The sequence below is a fragment of the Ollibium composti genome, from assembly GCF_004801285.1.
Taxonomy (GTDB): domain Bacteria; phylum Pseudomonadota; class Alphaproteobacteria; order Rhizobiales; family Rhizobiaceae; genus Mesorhizobium; species Mesorhizobium composti.
The window spans coordinates 598,010-611,565 of sequence record NZ_SSNY01000001.1 but is presented as its reverse complement, the minus strand read 5'-3'; the positions used below and the strand labels follow the sequence as shown (position 1 = coordinate 611,565).

Sequence of the window (13,556 nt, the reverse complement as noted above, 5' to 3'; positions counted from 1 at the left end):
AGCCGGACAGTGGATGCCGCGATAGCATCCGCCGATGGAACCTTCCCGCGACATTTCCCGGCTGATCGAGATCATGGCGGCGCTGCGCGCGCCGGGCACCGGCTGTCCGTGGGACGTCGAGCAGACCTTTTCCACAATCGCGCCCTACACGATCGAGGAAGCCTACGAGGTCGCCGACGCCATCGCTCGCAACGACCTCGACAACCTGCGCGAGGAAGCCGGCGATCTGCTGCTGCAGGTCGTCTACCACGCCCGCATGGCCGAGGAGATCGACGAGTTCGACTTCGGCGATGTCGTCGAAGCGATCACAGGCAAGATGATCCGCCGCCATCCGCACGTCTTCGGCGACGATAAGGCGCGCAGCGCCGGCATGGCCAAGGGCATGTGGGAAAAGATCAAGGCCGAGGAGAAGGCCGAGAAGCGCGCCGCCCGCCTCGCCCGCGGCCTCGATCCCGAGGATCACGGCCAGGGTTTTCTCGATTCGGTGCCGGTCGCCCTGCCTGCCCTGACGCGAGCGCTGAAGCTCCAGGAAAAGGCCGCCCGCGTCGGCTTCGACTGGAACGAGGCCGCACCCATCCTCGACAAGATCGAGGAGGAGATCGGCGAATTGCGCGAGGCGTTGGCCGGCGGCGATACGGCCGCGATCAAGGACGAGTTCGGCGACGTGCTGTTCGCCTTCGTCAACCTCGGCCGTCACCTGAAACTCGATTCGGAAGCCGCCCTTTCAGGCACCAACGAGAAATTCCGCTCCCGCTTCCATCATGTCGAACAGGCGCTGGAAGCGTCCGGAAGCTCGCTCGACGAGGCAACGCTGGAGGAAATGGAAGCGCTCTGGCAGCAAGCCAAGGCCCGCAAAAGCGGCAGCTAGAGCATTTCCAGCAAAAGCGTGAAACGGTTTTGCGTCCGGAAATGCGGCTAAAACAAAGAGATAGAGGGGTTCTGCCGATTCCGCTAAAATCAGAACCGCTCTATGCCCTGCCCCGCAGCCGGCTTTCGATCTCCTCGCGCGCGTTTTGCGTGGCAAGCAGCGTGAGCGTTACGCTACCATCCTCGTTGTCGGTGCGGCGGGTCACGTCGCCGTTGCGGTAGAGCCAGTCGATCAGGCCGAGCTGGGCAGGCGTCAGTGTCACCGTGAGCGGACTGAGTTCACCCGAGACATGCGCCTCGATCGTCTCCATCAGCGTGTCCAGCCCCTCACCGGTAATCGCCGATATGGCAACGGGCGGGCGCTTGCGCGCAGCATCGTCTTCCAGCAGGCGGGCACGATGGTCCTCGTCCAGAAGGTCGATCTTGTTCCACACTTCGACGACACGCTTGGAATCCTGCGCGTCGACGCCGAGATCGGCCAGGATCTGCTCCACGTCCTCGGCCTGGGCCGCCGTATCGGGATCGGAAATGTCGCGCACATGCAGCACAAGGTCAGCTTCGACCACCTCTTCCAGCGTGGCGCGGAAAGCGGCGACCAGATGGGTAGGCAGGTCGGAGATGAAGCCGACGGTGTCCGACAGGATGACAGGCGTGCCATGCGGCAGACGCAGGCGCCGCAAGGTCGGGTCGAGCGTGGCGAACAGCATGTTCTCCGCCAGCACCCCTGCCCCGGTCAGCCGGTTGAACAGCGTCGACTTGCCGGCGTTGGTGTAGCCGACGATGGCGACCACCGGAAACGGCACCTTCTTGCGCTTGGCGCGGTGCAAGTCGCGGGTGCGGCGCACCGTTTCCAACTCGCGCTTCAGCTTGACGATCTTGTCCTGCAGGACGCGGCGGTCGGCCTCGATCTGCGTTTCGCCCGGACCGCCGAGGAAGCCGGCGCCACCGCGCTGGCGCTCGAGGTGCGTCCAGGACCGCACCAGCCGCCCCTTCTGGTAGTTCAGATGCGCAAGCTCGACCTGCAAGGCGCCTTCCTTCGTGCGGGCGCGCTCGCCGAAGATTTCGAGAATCAGCCCGGTGCGGTCGAGCACCTTGGTGTTCAGTTCCTTTTCGAGATTGCGCTGCTGCACCGGCGTCAGCGGATGGTCGACGATGACCAGGTCGGCCTTGCTGTCCTTCACGATTTCCGCGAACTCGGCCACCTTGCCGGTGCCGAGAAGCGTGGCCGGACGCGGGTCGTTGACCGTGACGACGGCCGCGTGGACCGGCTCGAGGTCGATGGCGCGGGCGAGCCCCACCGCTTCGTCGCGGCGTGCATCGGCCGAACGGGAAAGGCGTGGGCGGGAGGCGTCGTCGTCCTCGCCGCGTGGCTGGCGCGTCAGAACCGGCACGATGATCACGGCGCGAATCGCCGTCTTGCGGTCCGTGCCATTGTCCTGTGCCGATCTTGCGCGGGCCTCGCGGTCCGCCTCGTCATGACGTGATGTCAATTAGCCGCCTTGGCTTTCCTCACCATCGAACATCTGAACCGGCTGGCTCGGCATGATCGTGGATATGGCATGCTTGTAGACGAGTTGCGAATGACCGTCGCGGCGCAGAAGCACGCAGAAATTGTCGAACGAGGTCACCACACCGGTCAGCTTCACGCCGTTGATGAGAAAGATCGTCAGTGGATTCTTGCTCTTGCGAACAGAGTTCAGGAACAAGTCCTGAAGATTTTGAGAACGCTCTGCCATTGTTCTGGTCTTTCGCCGATCCCCTTCGATTTGTCTGCCACTGCGCCAAAATACCGGGCGCATGTCAAGCGCACAAACCCCCTCGTCGTTCTTCACGACAAGCAGAACGAGATAGATTGATGTTCATTCCACTTAAGCGGTTATCAGGCCTTAATTTTTTCCGCAACGTCAAAAAACGCCTGCCGTAACGAAAGTGTAATGGAGCCCGGATGGCCGTTGGCGATCGTCGCGCCGTCGATTTCAACTATCGGCATGGCGATGGTCGTTGCCGAACTGATGAACACTTCGCGCGCAGCCTTGGCCTCGGCGACCGAGAACTTGCGCTCCTCTATCTTCAGCCCGAGCTTTTCGGCGACGTCGAACATGGTCGTGCGGGTGATACCGCGCAGGATGCCGTGGTCGGCCGGTCGCGTCACCAGTACGCCGTCCTTGGTGACGATCCAAGCATTGGACGAACCGCCTTCCTTGACCATGCCGTCGGTATCGATGAACCAGGCTTCCTGGCAGCCCGCTTCCTTCGCCTTCTGCTTGGCGAGTACGTTCGGCAAGAGGCCGGTCGACTTGATGTCGACGCGATCCCAGCGGTTCTCCGGCACGGTGATGACCTTCAGCCCGTTCTCGACCCGCTTGGCAACCGCATCCATGTTGAATTTGCGCGCGATCACCACCAGCGACGGCGGCGTATCCGGCGATGGAAAGACGAAATCGCGACCGGCGACGCCACGCGTGACCTGCACGTAGACGAGGCCGTTGACGACCCCGTTGCGCCGGATCACCTCGCGCATGACGACAACCAGCGCCTTGCGCGCCATCGGCCACGCCATCGACAATTCGCTCAGCGAACGGTTCAACCGGTCGAGATGGCGGACCGTATCGACGACGAAACCCCGCGTCACCTCGCAGACTTCGTAGACGCCGTCGCCGAACTGATAACCGCGATCCTCGATATGCACACAGGCGTCGCGATGGACGACATAGCGTCCGTTGACATAGGCAATGCGCGGCATGGACTCACCTGAGAGAACGAATAGCGAATAGGGAGTAGCGAATAGGGTGAAACGGGACAAGGTGGAAGCGGATAGGCCAGCAAAGGGCTCCCAGTTCGCTCACACCCCCAGCGACTTCAATTTCCGATGCAGCGCCGAGCGCTCCATGCCGATGAACTCGGCCGTCTTGGAGATGTTGCCGCCGAAGCGATTGATCTGCGCCACAAGGTAGTCCTTCTCGAACTGCTCGCGCGCCTCGCGCAGCGGCAGCGCCATGATGTGCTGGTCCGACTGGTTGGGCGTGCGCGGCATGACGTCGCCGATCTCGGAGGGGAGCAGATCGGCGGTGATCGGCGCATCGACGTCGTCGCTGCGCGTCAGGATCATCAGCCGCTCGATGTTGTTACGAAGCTGGCGCACGTTGCCCGGCCAGTTGTGAGCCTGCAGCACCGCCATCGCGTCGTCGGCGATGCGGCGCGGCCGAATGCCCGTCTGGCGGGCGATCTGCTTCATGAAATTATCGACCAGATAGGGAATATCCTCACGCCGTTCGGCAAGGCCCGGAACCGTCACCGGCACGACGGCGAGACGATGGTAAAGGTCCTCGCGGAAACGGGCCTCGGCGATCATCGCCTCCAGGTTCTGCGAGGTCGAGGAGATGATGCGCACGTCCACCTTGACCCGCTTGGTGCCCCCTACCCGCTCGAACTGCTGCTCGACCAGCACGCGCAGGATCTTGTTCTGCGTCTCGCGCGGCATGTCGGCGACCTCGTCGATATAGAGGATGCCGCGATGCGCCTCTTCCAGCGCGCCGACCTTGCGCTCGGTGCCGTTGGATTCGGTGCCGAACAGCTCGATCTCCATGCGCTCGGGCGTGATGGTCGCGGCCGAAAGCGTCACGAACGGCCCGCTCTTGCGCGCCGACAGCGCGTGGATGGCGCGCGCGGTCAGTTCCTTGCCGGAACCCGACGGCCCGACGATCATCACGCGGCTGTTGGTCGGCGCGACACGCTCGATGGTCTGGCGCAGCTGGCTCATCGCAGAGGACATGCCGATCAGATCGAACGTCTCGCCGCTGCGCTGCCTGAGGTCGGACACCTCACGCTTGAGCTTGGACGTCTCCAGCGCACGCTCGGCGACAAGGATCAGACGGTCCGCCTTGAACGGCTTTTCGATGAAATCGTAGGCGCCGCGCCGGATGGCCGATACCGCCGTCTCGATGTTGCCGTGCCCGGAAATCATCACCACAGGCAGGTTCGGGTGCAAGGTCTTGATCTCGTCGAGCAGCGCCAGCCCGTCCAGACGCGAACCTTGCAGCCAGATGTCGAGGAAGATCAGCCGCGGCGCGCGCTCCGCGATCGCGGCCAGCGCACTGTCGGCATCGTGCGCGGTGCGGGTTTCGTGTCCCTCGTCGCTCAGGATACCGGCGACCAGTTCGCGGATGTCTTCCTCGTCATCGACGATGAGAATATCAGACGCCATTGTCGACCTTTTCAGTTTCTCGTTCTTGTGTGTTCCGCCCAGCGCCAGGTGCTGCGGCGGGCACGATCATGCTGATCATGGCCCCTCGCCCACCGTGGAAATCCGCCGGTGCGTCGTGGAGTTCCAATCGCCCGCCATGGTCCTCGACGATCTTCTTGACGATGGCGAGGCCGAGGCCGGTGCCTTTCTCGCGCGTCGTCATATAAGGCTCCAGCAGGCGCTGGCGACTTTCGCGCGGCAATCCCTTGCCGTTGTCGATGACGTCGACCCGATAGGCATCGCCCTCGCGCCGCGCCCGCACCCGGATGACGCCACGGTCGCCGTCCTTCCAATCGATCCCTTCCATCGCCTCGGCGGCGTTCTTGACGACGTTGCCGAAAGCCTGCGCCAGAAGCCGGCTGTCGAACGTGCCCTTGAGCGGCTCGTCGCCGAAATCACGCTCGAAGGTAATGTCGGGACGGCTGACTTCGACCAGGAACGAAGCCTCGCGCAGGGGCTCGCGCAGGTCGATGGCTTTCATCTCGGGCTTCGGCATGCGCGCGAAGGCCGAGAATTCATCCACCATGCGCCCGATATCCTCGACCTGCCGGATGATGGTGTCGGTGCACTGGTCGAAGACTTCGCGGTCTTCGGTGATGACCTTGCCGTAGCGGCGGCGGATGCGCTCGGCCGACAGCTGGATGGGGGTCAGCGGGTTCTTGATCTCGTGGGCGATGCGCCGCGCCACGTCGGCCCATGCGGACGAGCGCTGGGCCTGTACGAGATCGGTGATGTCGTCCACCGTCACCACATAGGAAGTGTCGTCGACGTCACCCTCCGCCTGCTCCACCGTCACCTGCACGTTGAAGGTACGCTCGGCCCCTGTGCGGAAGAAGGTGACCTGCTCGCGATAGACCGGCCTGCCAGACTTGCGACCGATCTCGAACACACGCCCGACATGCGGCAGGATGGCGGACAGGTTCTTGCCGAGTGCCGCCGCAGACGAGGTGGCCAGCATCGTCTCTGCGGAGCGGTTGACGATGGTGATCGTGCCGTTGGAATCGACGCCGATAACGCCCGCCGTCACCCCTTCCAGAACCGCTTCGGAGAAACGACGGCGCTCGTCGATCAGGTCCTTGGCCGACAGCAACTCGTTGCGCTGGGATTTCAGTTCGAGCAGCATGTTGTTGAAGGTATCGCCGAGGTAGGCCACGTCGCCGTCGGAAGGCCGCACCGGCACGGAGACGTCCAGATTGCCGGTCGCGACCTCGTCGGCGGCGCCGATGAGCTGGCGGATCGGCCGCACCAGCCGGTCCGCCACGGCGATACCGGTCCAGACGGCCGAGAGGATGATGATCAGCGTCAACGACAGATAGGGAAGCGCGAAGGCGACCTGCGAGGTGCGCCGGTTCTTCTCAAGGCCGCGATATTCGTCGGTGTTAGCCCGCACGATGGCGCGCGCCTTGATCACTTCGGGATCGACCAGCTTGATCGTGTAGAGGAACAGCCCGTCCAGTTCCTTCAACTTGATGATGGCGCCCATGATGTTGCGGGTTTCTGGCGCAATCAGCAGCGGCCGGCCGTTCTCCGCTTCCTGGATCGAGCCTTCCGGCGGCTCGGGCATGGGGAAGTCGGTGTTCGTCTTGGCGCTCATGACGTACGAGCCGTCCGGCTTCACCAGAGCCGCGTGCGCCAGCCCTCTGCCGATGGCTTCCTTGTTCAGCAGGTCGAGGAAGCCGGTGCGGTCGAGACCGTAGAGCTGGCGGGCGTTGTCGAGGTCGAAGGCCATGGACAGCGTCGTGCCCTGCAGGTTGCGGGCGTTTTCCTGCACATAGGCGTCGGCGATCGACAGCGAGGAATTGACGATCGTCTTGGTGCGGATCTCGAACCAGCGGTCGAGGCCGATGTTGAGCGTCACCGAAGCGACGATCGCCACCATGATGGCGGGAATGGCGGCCACCAGCGCGAACATCGCGACGATCCGCACATGCAGGCGCGACGCCGCCCGCCCGGTACGCCGCGCCATCAGGATGCGGTGCACTTCGCGGCCGATCAGCGCCATCAGGCACAGGATGAAGACGGCGTTGACGCCGATCAGCACCAGCGTGGTCGATTCGTCGGGCGTGATCGGCGTGACGCCGACCAGAATCGCGAAGGAAACGGCCGCCGTCAGCAGCGCGCCGGCGATCGCGATAACGCCGGGCATGGCCAGCAGCCGCCGTGGATCACGGCTGCCTGCCTTGCGAAAAAGCGGTCCGGCCAATGTCGGAGCCTGTAGCGTCATCTTGTCGTTCGTCGCCATGGTCTGCGTAACATCTATGCAACGCATTGTGGCGATTATGCAACAAAGCGGCGAGCGGCCAAAATCTTTTGCCCGCTAATCCCAAGCCTTTTCCGGTCGTATCTAGCGGGCGGATTTGTAGACGTTGACGCCAAGCTCGCGGATCTTCTTGCGCAGCGTGTTGCGGTTCAAGCCGAGCAGTTCGGCGGCCTTGATCTGATTGCCCCGGGTCGCCGTCATCGAAGCGAGGACCAGCGGATACTCCACTTCCGCCAGGATTCGGTCGTAAAGCCCCGCCGGCGGTAACTCACCGGCAAAGGAAGCGAAATAGCGTTGCAGATAGTGCTCGACCGCCTGGCCGATGGACAGGTTGTCGGGAATCAGCGCGTCACCGTCGGGCACCACGGCCGTTTCGCCCGTCTTCAGTTCCGCCTCGATTACCTCGGCCGAAATCTCGTCCTGCGGATAGAGCGCCGCCAGCCGCCGCACGAGATTTTCCAGCTCGCGTACGTTCCCCGGCCACGGATAGCGCTTCATCAGTTCCAGCCCGGCAACGGAAATGCGCTTGGCCTCAAGTCCTTCCTTCTCGCCCTGCTTGAAGAAGTGCCGCACCAGGTCGGGAATGTCCTCGGCGCGCTCACGCAGGCCCGGCAGTCTCAGCGGCACGACGTTGAGGCGGTAGAACAGGTCTTCGCGGAACAGGCCTTGGTTGATCGCTGCCCGCAGGTCCTTGTTGGTGGCCGCCACGATGCGCACGTCGGTACGGATCGGCGTGCGGCCGCCGACGGTGGTGTATTCGCCCTGCTGGAGCACGCGCAGCAGCCGCGTCTGCGCCTCCATCGGCATGTCGCCGATCTCGTCGAGGAACAGCGTGCCGCCTTCGGCCTGTTCGAAGCGGCCGCTGGAGCGGTTCTGTGCCCCGGTAAAAGCCCCTTTCTCGTGGCCGAACAGCTCCGATTCGATCAGGTCGCGCGGGATCGCCGCCATGTTGATGGCAACGAACGGCCCGCCGCGCCGGCGGCCGTATTCGTGCAGCGCACGCGCCACCAGTTCCTTGCCGGTGCCCGATTCGCCGGAGATCATGACGGTGAGGTCCGTCTGCATCATGCGCGCCAGCATGCGATAGATATCCTGCATAGCGGCCGAGCGGCCGACCAGCGGCATCGCCTCGAGCTGTTCCTCGGCACGCTGCTCGATCTTCGGCCGGCGTGGCTCGGCCAGCGCCCGGCTGACGATACCGAGCAGTTCGGTGAGGTCGAAGGGTTTCGGCAGATATTCGTAGGCACCGGTTTCCGAGGCGCGGATGGCCGTCATGAAGGTGTTCTGCGCGCTCATGACGACGACCGGCAGGTCCGGCCGCGCCTTCTTGATGCGCGGCAGCATGTCGAAGGCGTTCTCGTCCGGCATCACCACGTCGGTGATGACCAGGTCGCCCTCGCCCGCCGCCACCCAGCGCCACAGCGTCGAGGCGCTCGACGTCACGCGAACGACGTGACCGGCGCGCGACAGCGCCTGGTTGAGCACGGTGCGGATCGCCGCGTCGTCGTCGGCGACGAGGATGTTGCCTTTCACGCTCATCGGCGATCCTCCGTGTCAGGTCCGGGCCCCGTCTCCTTCCAGGCCGGCAGCAGCACGCGGAAGGTCGTGCCGCGAGGCGTCGAATCGCATTCGACGATGCCGCCATGCTCACCGACGATCTTGGCCACCAGTGCCAGTCCCAGCCCGGAGCCGTTCTGCTTGGTGGTGATGAAGGGATCGAACAGGATCGGCAGGATATCCTCCGAGACGCCCGGCCCGTTGTCGTGCACGCAGAATTCCAGCGGCAGGGATACGCGGTCTTGCGTTCCCGGCACCGACATGCGGATGCCCGGTCGGAAGGCCGTGGAAAGCGTGATCTCGCCCAGCGGATCGCCGCCGATCGCCTCGGCGGCGTTCTTGACCAGGTTGAGGAACACCTGGATCAGCTGATCGCGATTGGCGTAGACCGGAGGCAGCGATGGATCATAATCCTCCAATAGCCTGATTTTCTTTCCAAAACCGTTTTTGGTAATCGCCTTCACATGATCGAGAACGACGTGGATGTTGACGGGATAGCGGTCGATCGGTCGCTCGTCGGAAAACACCTCCATGCGGTCGACGAGGGCAACGATACGATCGGTTTCCTCCGTGATAAGCCGCGTCAGCGCCCTGTCCTCATCGGAGGCTGAAAGCTCCAGCAATTGCGCGGCACCCCGGATGCCGGAAAGCGGGTTCTTGATCTCGTGCGCCAGCATCGACGCCAGTCCGGTAACGGAACGCGCGGCGCCGCGATGGGTCATCTGCCGGTCGATCTTGTCGGCGACGGAGCGCTCCTGGAACATCACCACGACGGACCCCGGAAATTCCGGCACCGGCGCCACGTAAAGATCGACGACCTTCTCGATGCCGAGACGCGGCGAGGATACGTCGACGCGATACTCGTTGACAGGCGCCCGGCGCTCACGCACCTGCTCGACCAGAGCCAGCAGCGGGCTGCCGAAGGGAATGAGCTGTCCCAGCGTGTTGCGCGCAAGGATGGGCGCGCTGGAGCGGAAAAAATCCTCCGCGTCGGCATTGGCGAAGGACACATGACCATCCGGGCCGACCATGATCACCGGCCGGCGGATAGTGTTCAGCACGATCTGGGCGGCGTCCGCCACGGCGGCAGCCTGCGCGGGCGCGTTCATGCCGCACTCCTGAGCACGGGCGTATCTCCGGCGCGCGCAAACGCCTCGCGGATTCCAGCAACGACGCGCTGCGGTTCAAACGATGTGAGGATCGCCTTGCGCAGCTCCGGCGGAGTCGTGACCGCATGGCGGTCGAGATACCAGCCGATATGCTTGCGCGCCTGCCGCAACCCGCTTTCGATACCGTAGAGCGCCAGCATGTCCTCGTAATGGGCGACGACATAGTCGGCCATCGCACCGGCCGCTTCGGGGATATCTGCCGCCTCGCCTGTAATTACCCCGGCCGCCCAAGGCACCCCGTAATGCGCGCGGCCGACCATGACGGCATCCGCTCCCGACCGTTCGCGGATCACAGCGGCATCTTCGGCGGAGCAGACGTCACCGTTGGCGACGAGAGGAACCGAGATCGCTTCCCTGACCCGGCGGATCGCATCCCAATCCGCCTTGCCGTTGTAGAATTGGCAACGGGTGCGGCCATGCACCGTCACCATCTTCACGCCGGCCTGCTCCGCGCGTGCCGCGAGGACCGGCGCATTCAGCACCGTTTCATCCCAACCCAGCCGCATCTTCACCGTCACCGGCACCTTGACCACGCCGATCACCGCCTCGATCAGCGACAGCGCCTGATCGAGATCGCGCATCAGCGCCGAGCCGGCGTATCCGCCCGTCACCTTCTTGGCTGGGCAGCCCATGTTGATATCGATGATATCGGCGCCCTCGCCTTCCGCGATCCGCGCCGCCTCGGCCATATGCGCGGCCTCGCGGCCCGCCAGTTGCACCATATGCACCGGCAGGCCGGAGTGGCGGATGCGCAGGTCAAACCCTTGTCGCCCTCGTGCGAGCTCACCGCTCGCCACCATTTCCGAGACAACCAGCCCGGCGCCATGCGCATAGGCGCGGCGACGCATCGGCTCGTCGGTGACGCCCGACATCGGCGCCAGGAAGACCCGGTTACGGATAGAGACACCGCCAACGTCCAGCGGTTCGGCCAAACTCGCCAATTCGGTCATGCACAAAAACCAAGCATGTTTTCAGTCTGCATATTGTGTAGTCAGAAGTTCTGAATTGTGCAATGCAAAATAGTCCGCAGCGGTACGCCCGAAGCGAAGGGGCTGGCTTTCGGCAGGCGCCCCGACTAAGCCTTGCGCCATGACGCCGGCAAGCAAAAACGAAACGGACGGAAAGCGCATGAAGGTGGCAGTGGTGATCGTCGCGGCCGGCCGGGGCGAGCGCGCCGGCCAGGGCGATGGTCCCAAGCAATACCGCCGTATCGGCGGCCGCGCCGTCATCGCCCATACGCTCGAAGCTTTCCTCTCTCACCCGCTGGTCGATGTGGTTGCCGTGGCCATCCATGCCGACGATGGCGAACTGTTCCAGCAGGCGACCGCCGGGCTCGACGCAAAGCGCATCATGCCGGTCGTCGGCGGCGCGACCCGCCAGCAGTCGGTGCGGCTGGGGCTTCTGGCGCTTGCCGGCCGCGATCCGACGCATGTGCTGATCCACGACGCCGTGCGCCCCTTTGTCGAGGCCGACCTGATCGGCCGCACCATCACGGCCATCGGCGAGAACGAAGGTGCGCTGCCGGCCCTGCCCATCGCGGACACGCTGAAGCGCGAAGCCGATGACGGCACGGTGGCCGCAACGGTGCCGCGCGCCGGCCTTCACGGCGCACAGACGCCGCAAGGCTTTCCCTTCGCGCCGATCCTGGCCGCGCACGAAAAGGCGCATCAGGCAGGCCGTTCCGACTTCACCGACGATTCGGCCATTGCCGAATGGGCGAATATGCCGGTCCGGCTCGTCGCCGGCTCGCCCGACAACGTCAAACTCACCTGGGCGCGGGATATTGCCATGGCAGATCAGAAACTCGGGCACGGACACTCGTCTTTTCCGGATACCCGTACCGGCAACGGCTACGACGTGCACGCCTTCGAGCCGGGCGACCACGTGACGCTCTGCGGCGTCAGGATCGCGCACGACAAGCGCCTCTCCGGCCATTCCGACGCCGATGTCGGCCTGCATGCGCTGACCGATGCGCTGCTCGCCACCTGCGGCGCCGGCGATATCGGCACGCATTTCCCCCCGTCCGATCCGCAGTGGAAGGGTGCGGCCTCGCACCTGTTCGTCGAACATGCGGCAGCAATCGTGCGCGGGCGCGGCGGCCGCATCGCCAATGCCGACATCACCCTGATCTGCGAGGCGCCGAAGATCGGCCCACATCGCGCCGCCATGACCACCACACTGGCCGAAATGCTGAAGATTTCACCCGACCGCATCTCCATCAAGGCAACCACAAACGAGAAACTGGGTTTTGTAGGACGCGAAGAAGGCATCGCGGCAATCGCGACGGCCAGCGTCATCTACCCAGGAGAGGTTCCCGAATGAGCGAAGCGGGCGTTGGTGAAGTGAAGGCATCGGAGATCGGCGAACTCGCCGACCAGTTCCTCAAAGCTTGCCTGAAGCACAAAATCCTTGCAGCGACCGCGGAAAGCTGTACCGGAGGCCTGATCATCGCGGCGATGACCGATATCCCCGGCTCGTCCTCGATGGTCGACCGCGGCTTCGTCACCTATTCCAACGACGCCAAGATGGAACTGCTCGGCGTCTCTCCGGTCACGCTCGACGCGCATGGCGCCGTCTCGGCCGAAACGGCGCAGGAAATGGCAGCCGGCGCGCTCGCCCGCTCCCATGCGGGCATCGCGCTCGCCGTCACCGGCATTGCCGGACCGGACGGCGGCTCGCCGGACAAGCCGGTCGGGCTGGTCTGGTTCGGCCTGGCGATGACCGGACAGCGGGTCGTGACCGAAAAGCGCGCTTTCGAGAATCGCGGCCGCGACTACATCCGCCGCCAGACGGTTCGGCACGCTCTGGAAATGGGCTTGAAGGCGCTGGACGAAGATTGATGGTGCGTCCTTCGAGGCTCGCTCCGCTCGCACCTCAGGATGAGGGCGGTTAGTTCCTTGCCTCCTCTTATAGTCGTTGCCTAAGAATTCCTTGTTTTTTCGGGGAAGCGTACAGACCTTCCTCATCCTGAGGTGCGAGCGGAGCGAGCCTCGAAGGACGCACCCGATCAATCCGTGCCGTAGATCACGTCCGCCCTTTTTTCAAAGGCTTCGGCAAACATCCTGAAAGCGCGATCGAACATCGTGCCCATGAGCGTCGCCAGTATGCGGCTCTTGAACTCGTAGTCGATGAAGAAGCGCACGAAGCAGCCGTCGCTGGCCGGCTCGAACCCCCAGATATTGCTGAGATACTTGAACGGCCCGTCGATGTATTTGACGTCGATGATGCGCTCGTCCGGCTTGAGAAGCACCTGGGTGGTGAAAGTCTCGCGGATCGCCTTGTAACCAATGCTCATGTCGGCCACGAGCACTGTGCGCCCGTCGCGCTCCTTGCGCGAACGCACAGCGAGCCGTTCGCACAAGGGCAGGAACTCAGGATATTTCTCCACATCCGCGACGAGATCGAACATCTGTTCGGGCGTATGCGCGACGCGGCGGGTTGCCTCGAATTTCGGCATCAG

The 13,556-nt window shown here is 64.0% G+C and carries 12 protein-coding genes; 3 read left to right on the top strand and 9 right to left on the bottom strand.

All coding sequences use genetic code 11. The annotated features are described in order from the left end of the window. The first annotated feature begins 34 nt into the window (after positions 1-34). On the top strand, positions 35-868 hold the full coding sequence (gene mazG / locus E6C48_RS02900) for a nucleoside triphosphate pyrophosphohydrolase (protein WP_136353783.1): 834 nt from the start codon (positions 35-37) through the stop codon (positions 866-868). A gap of 100 nt (positions 869-968) precedes the next feature. Here the strand turns inward: mazG and hflX are convergent, their stop codons facing one another. The 8 genes from hflX to dusB all read right to left on the bottom strand — a co-directional run bounded on the left by hflX (position 969) and on the right by dusB (position 11,046). Next, the gene (gene hflX / locus E6C48_RS02895) at positions 969-2,357 is read right to left on the bottom strand and encodes a GTPase HflX (protein WP_136353781.1); all 1,389 of its coding nucleotides are present in this window, start codon (positions 2,355-2,357) and stop codon (positions 969-971) included. After that, on the bottom strand, positions 2,358-2,603 hold the full coding sequence (gene hfq, locus E6C48_RS02890) for an RNA chaperone Hfq (RefSeq protein ID WP_018428055.1): 246 nt from the start codon (positions 2,601-2,603) through the stop codon (positions 2,358-2,360). 143 nt (positions 2,604-2,746) lie between these two features. Next, entirely contained in the window at positions 2,747-3,610 is an 864-nt protein-coding gene (locus E6C48_RS02885) for a D-amino-acid transaminase (RefSeq protein ID WP_136353778.1), read from the bottom strand. Between the two features lie 99 nt (positions 3,611-3,709). After that, entirely contained in the window at positions 3,710-5,071 is a 1,362-nt protein-coding gene (gene ntrX / locus E6C48_RS02880) for a nitrogen assimilation response regulator NtrX (RefSeq protein ID WP_136353776.1), read from the bottom strand. After that, on the bottom strand, positions 5,061-7,334 hold the full coding sequence (locus E6C48_RS02875; protein WP_168734433.1) for a sensor histidine kinase NtrY-like: 2,274 nt from the start codon (positions 7,332-7,334) through the stop codon (positions 5,061-5,063). Before E6C48_RS02875 ends, ntrX begins: the two co-directional genes overlap by 11 nt. 120 nt (positions 7,335-7,454) lie before the next feature. Continuing rightward, positions 7,455-8,909, bottom strand: a complete 1,455-nt coding sequence (gene ntrC, locus E6C48_RS02870) for a nitrogen regulation protein NR(I) (RefSeq protein ID WP_136353772.1) — start codon at positions 8,907-8,909, stop codon at positions 7,455-7,457. Next, the gene (locus tag E6C48_RS02865) at positions 8,906-10,036 is read right to left on the bottom strand and encodes a two-component system sensor histidine kinase NtrB (RefSeq protein ID WP_136353770.1); all 1,131 of its coding nucleotides are present in this window, start codon (positions 10,034-10,036) and stop codon (positions 8,906-8,908) included. The genes ntrC and E6C48_RS02865 overlap by 4 nt, the downstream gene beginning before the upstream one ends. After that, positions 10,033-11,046, bottom strand: coding sequence for a tRNA dihydrouridine synthase DusB (dusB, locus tag E6C48_RS02860; RefSeq protein ID WP_136353767.1), 1,014 nt, complete (start codon positions 11,044-11,046; stop codon positions 10,033-10,035). The genes E6C48_RS02865 and dusB overlap by 4 nt, the downstream gene beginning before the upstream one ends. 139 nt (positions 11,047-11,185) lie before the next feature. Here dusB and E6C48_RS02855 point away from each other — a divergent pair, with 139 nt between their 5' ends. Beyond that, complete coding sequence (locus E6C48_RS02855) at positions 11,186-12,418, top strand: bifunctional 2-C-methyl-D-erythritol 4-phosphate cytidylyltransferase/2-C-methyl-D-erythritol 2,4-cyclodiphosphate synthase (protein ID WP_136353765.1); 1,233 nt, start codon at positions 11,186-11,188, stop codon at positions 12,416-12,418. Then, positions 12,415-12,936: a CinA family protein gene (locus tag E6C48_RS02850; protein WP_136353763.1), complete on the top strand. Its 522-nt coding sequence runs from the start codon at positions 12,415-12,417 to the stop codon at positions 12,934-12,936. Before E6C48_RS02855 ends, E6C48_RS02850 begins: the two co-directional genes overlap by 4 nt. Before the next feature lie 167 nt (positions 12,937-13,103). On the opposite strand, the gene E6C48_RS02845 is transcribed toward E6C48_RS02850, so the two are convergent. Further along, the gene (locus E6C48_RS02845) at positions 13,104-13,553 is read right to left on the bottom strand and encodes a type II toxin-antitoxin system RatA family toxin (RefSeq protein ID WP_136353761.1); all 450 of its coding nucleotides are present in this window, start codon (positions 13,551-13,553) and stop codon (positions 13,104-13,106) included. Between the last annotated feature and the right edge of the window lie 3 nt (positions 13,554-13,556).

Coding starts and splice junctions, on each gene's coding strand:
- mazG (WP_136353783.1), top strand. CDS start 35: ATGGAACCTTCCCGCGACATTTCCCGGCTGATCGAGATCATGGCGGCG.
- hfq (WP_018428055.1), bottom strand. CDS start 2,603: ATGGCAGAGCGTTCTCAAAATCTTCAGGACTTGTTCCTGAACTCTGTT.
- E6C48_RS02885 (WP_136353778.1), bottom strand. CDS start 3,610: ATGCCGCGCATTGCCTATGTCAACGGACGCTATGTCGTCCATCGCGAC.
- ntrX (WP_136353776.1), bottom strand. CDS start 5,071: ATGGCGTCTGATATTCTCATCGTCGATGACGAGGAAGACATCCGCGAA.
- E6C48_RS02875 (WP_168734433.1), bottom strand. CDS start 7,334: ATGACGCTACAGGCTCCGACATTGGCCGGACCGCTTTTTCGCAAGGCA.
- ntrC (WP_136353772.1), bottom strand. CDS start 8,909: ATGAGCGTGAAAGGCAACATCCTCGTCGCCGACGACGACGCGGCGATC.
- E6C48_RS02865 (WP_136353770.1), bottom strand. CDS start 10,036: ATGAACGCGCCCGCGCAGGCTGCCGCCGTGGCGGACGCCGCCCAGATC.
- dusB (WP_136353767.1), bottom strand. CDS start 11,046: ATGACCGAATTGGCGAGTTTGGCCGAACCGCTGGACGTTGGCGGTGTC.
- E6C48_RS02855 (WP_136353765.1), top strand. CDS start 11,186: ATGACGCCGGCAAGCAAAAACGAAACGGACGGAAAGCGCATGAAGGTG.
- E6C48_RS02850 (WP_136353763.1), top strand. CDS start 12,415: ATGAGCGAAGCGGGCGTTGGTGAAGTGAAGGCATCGGAGATCGGCGAA.
- E6C48_RS02845 (WP_136353761.1), bottom strand. CDS start 13,553: ATGCCGAAATTCGAGGCAACCCGCCGCGTCGCGCATACGCCCGAACAG.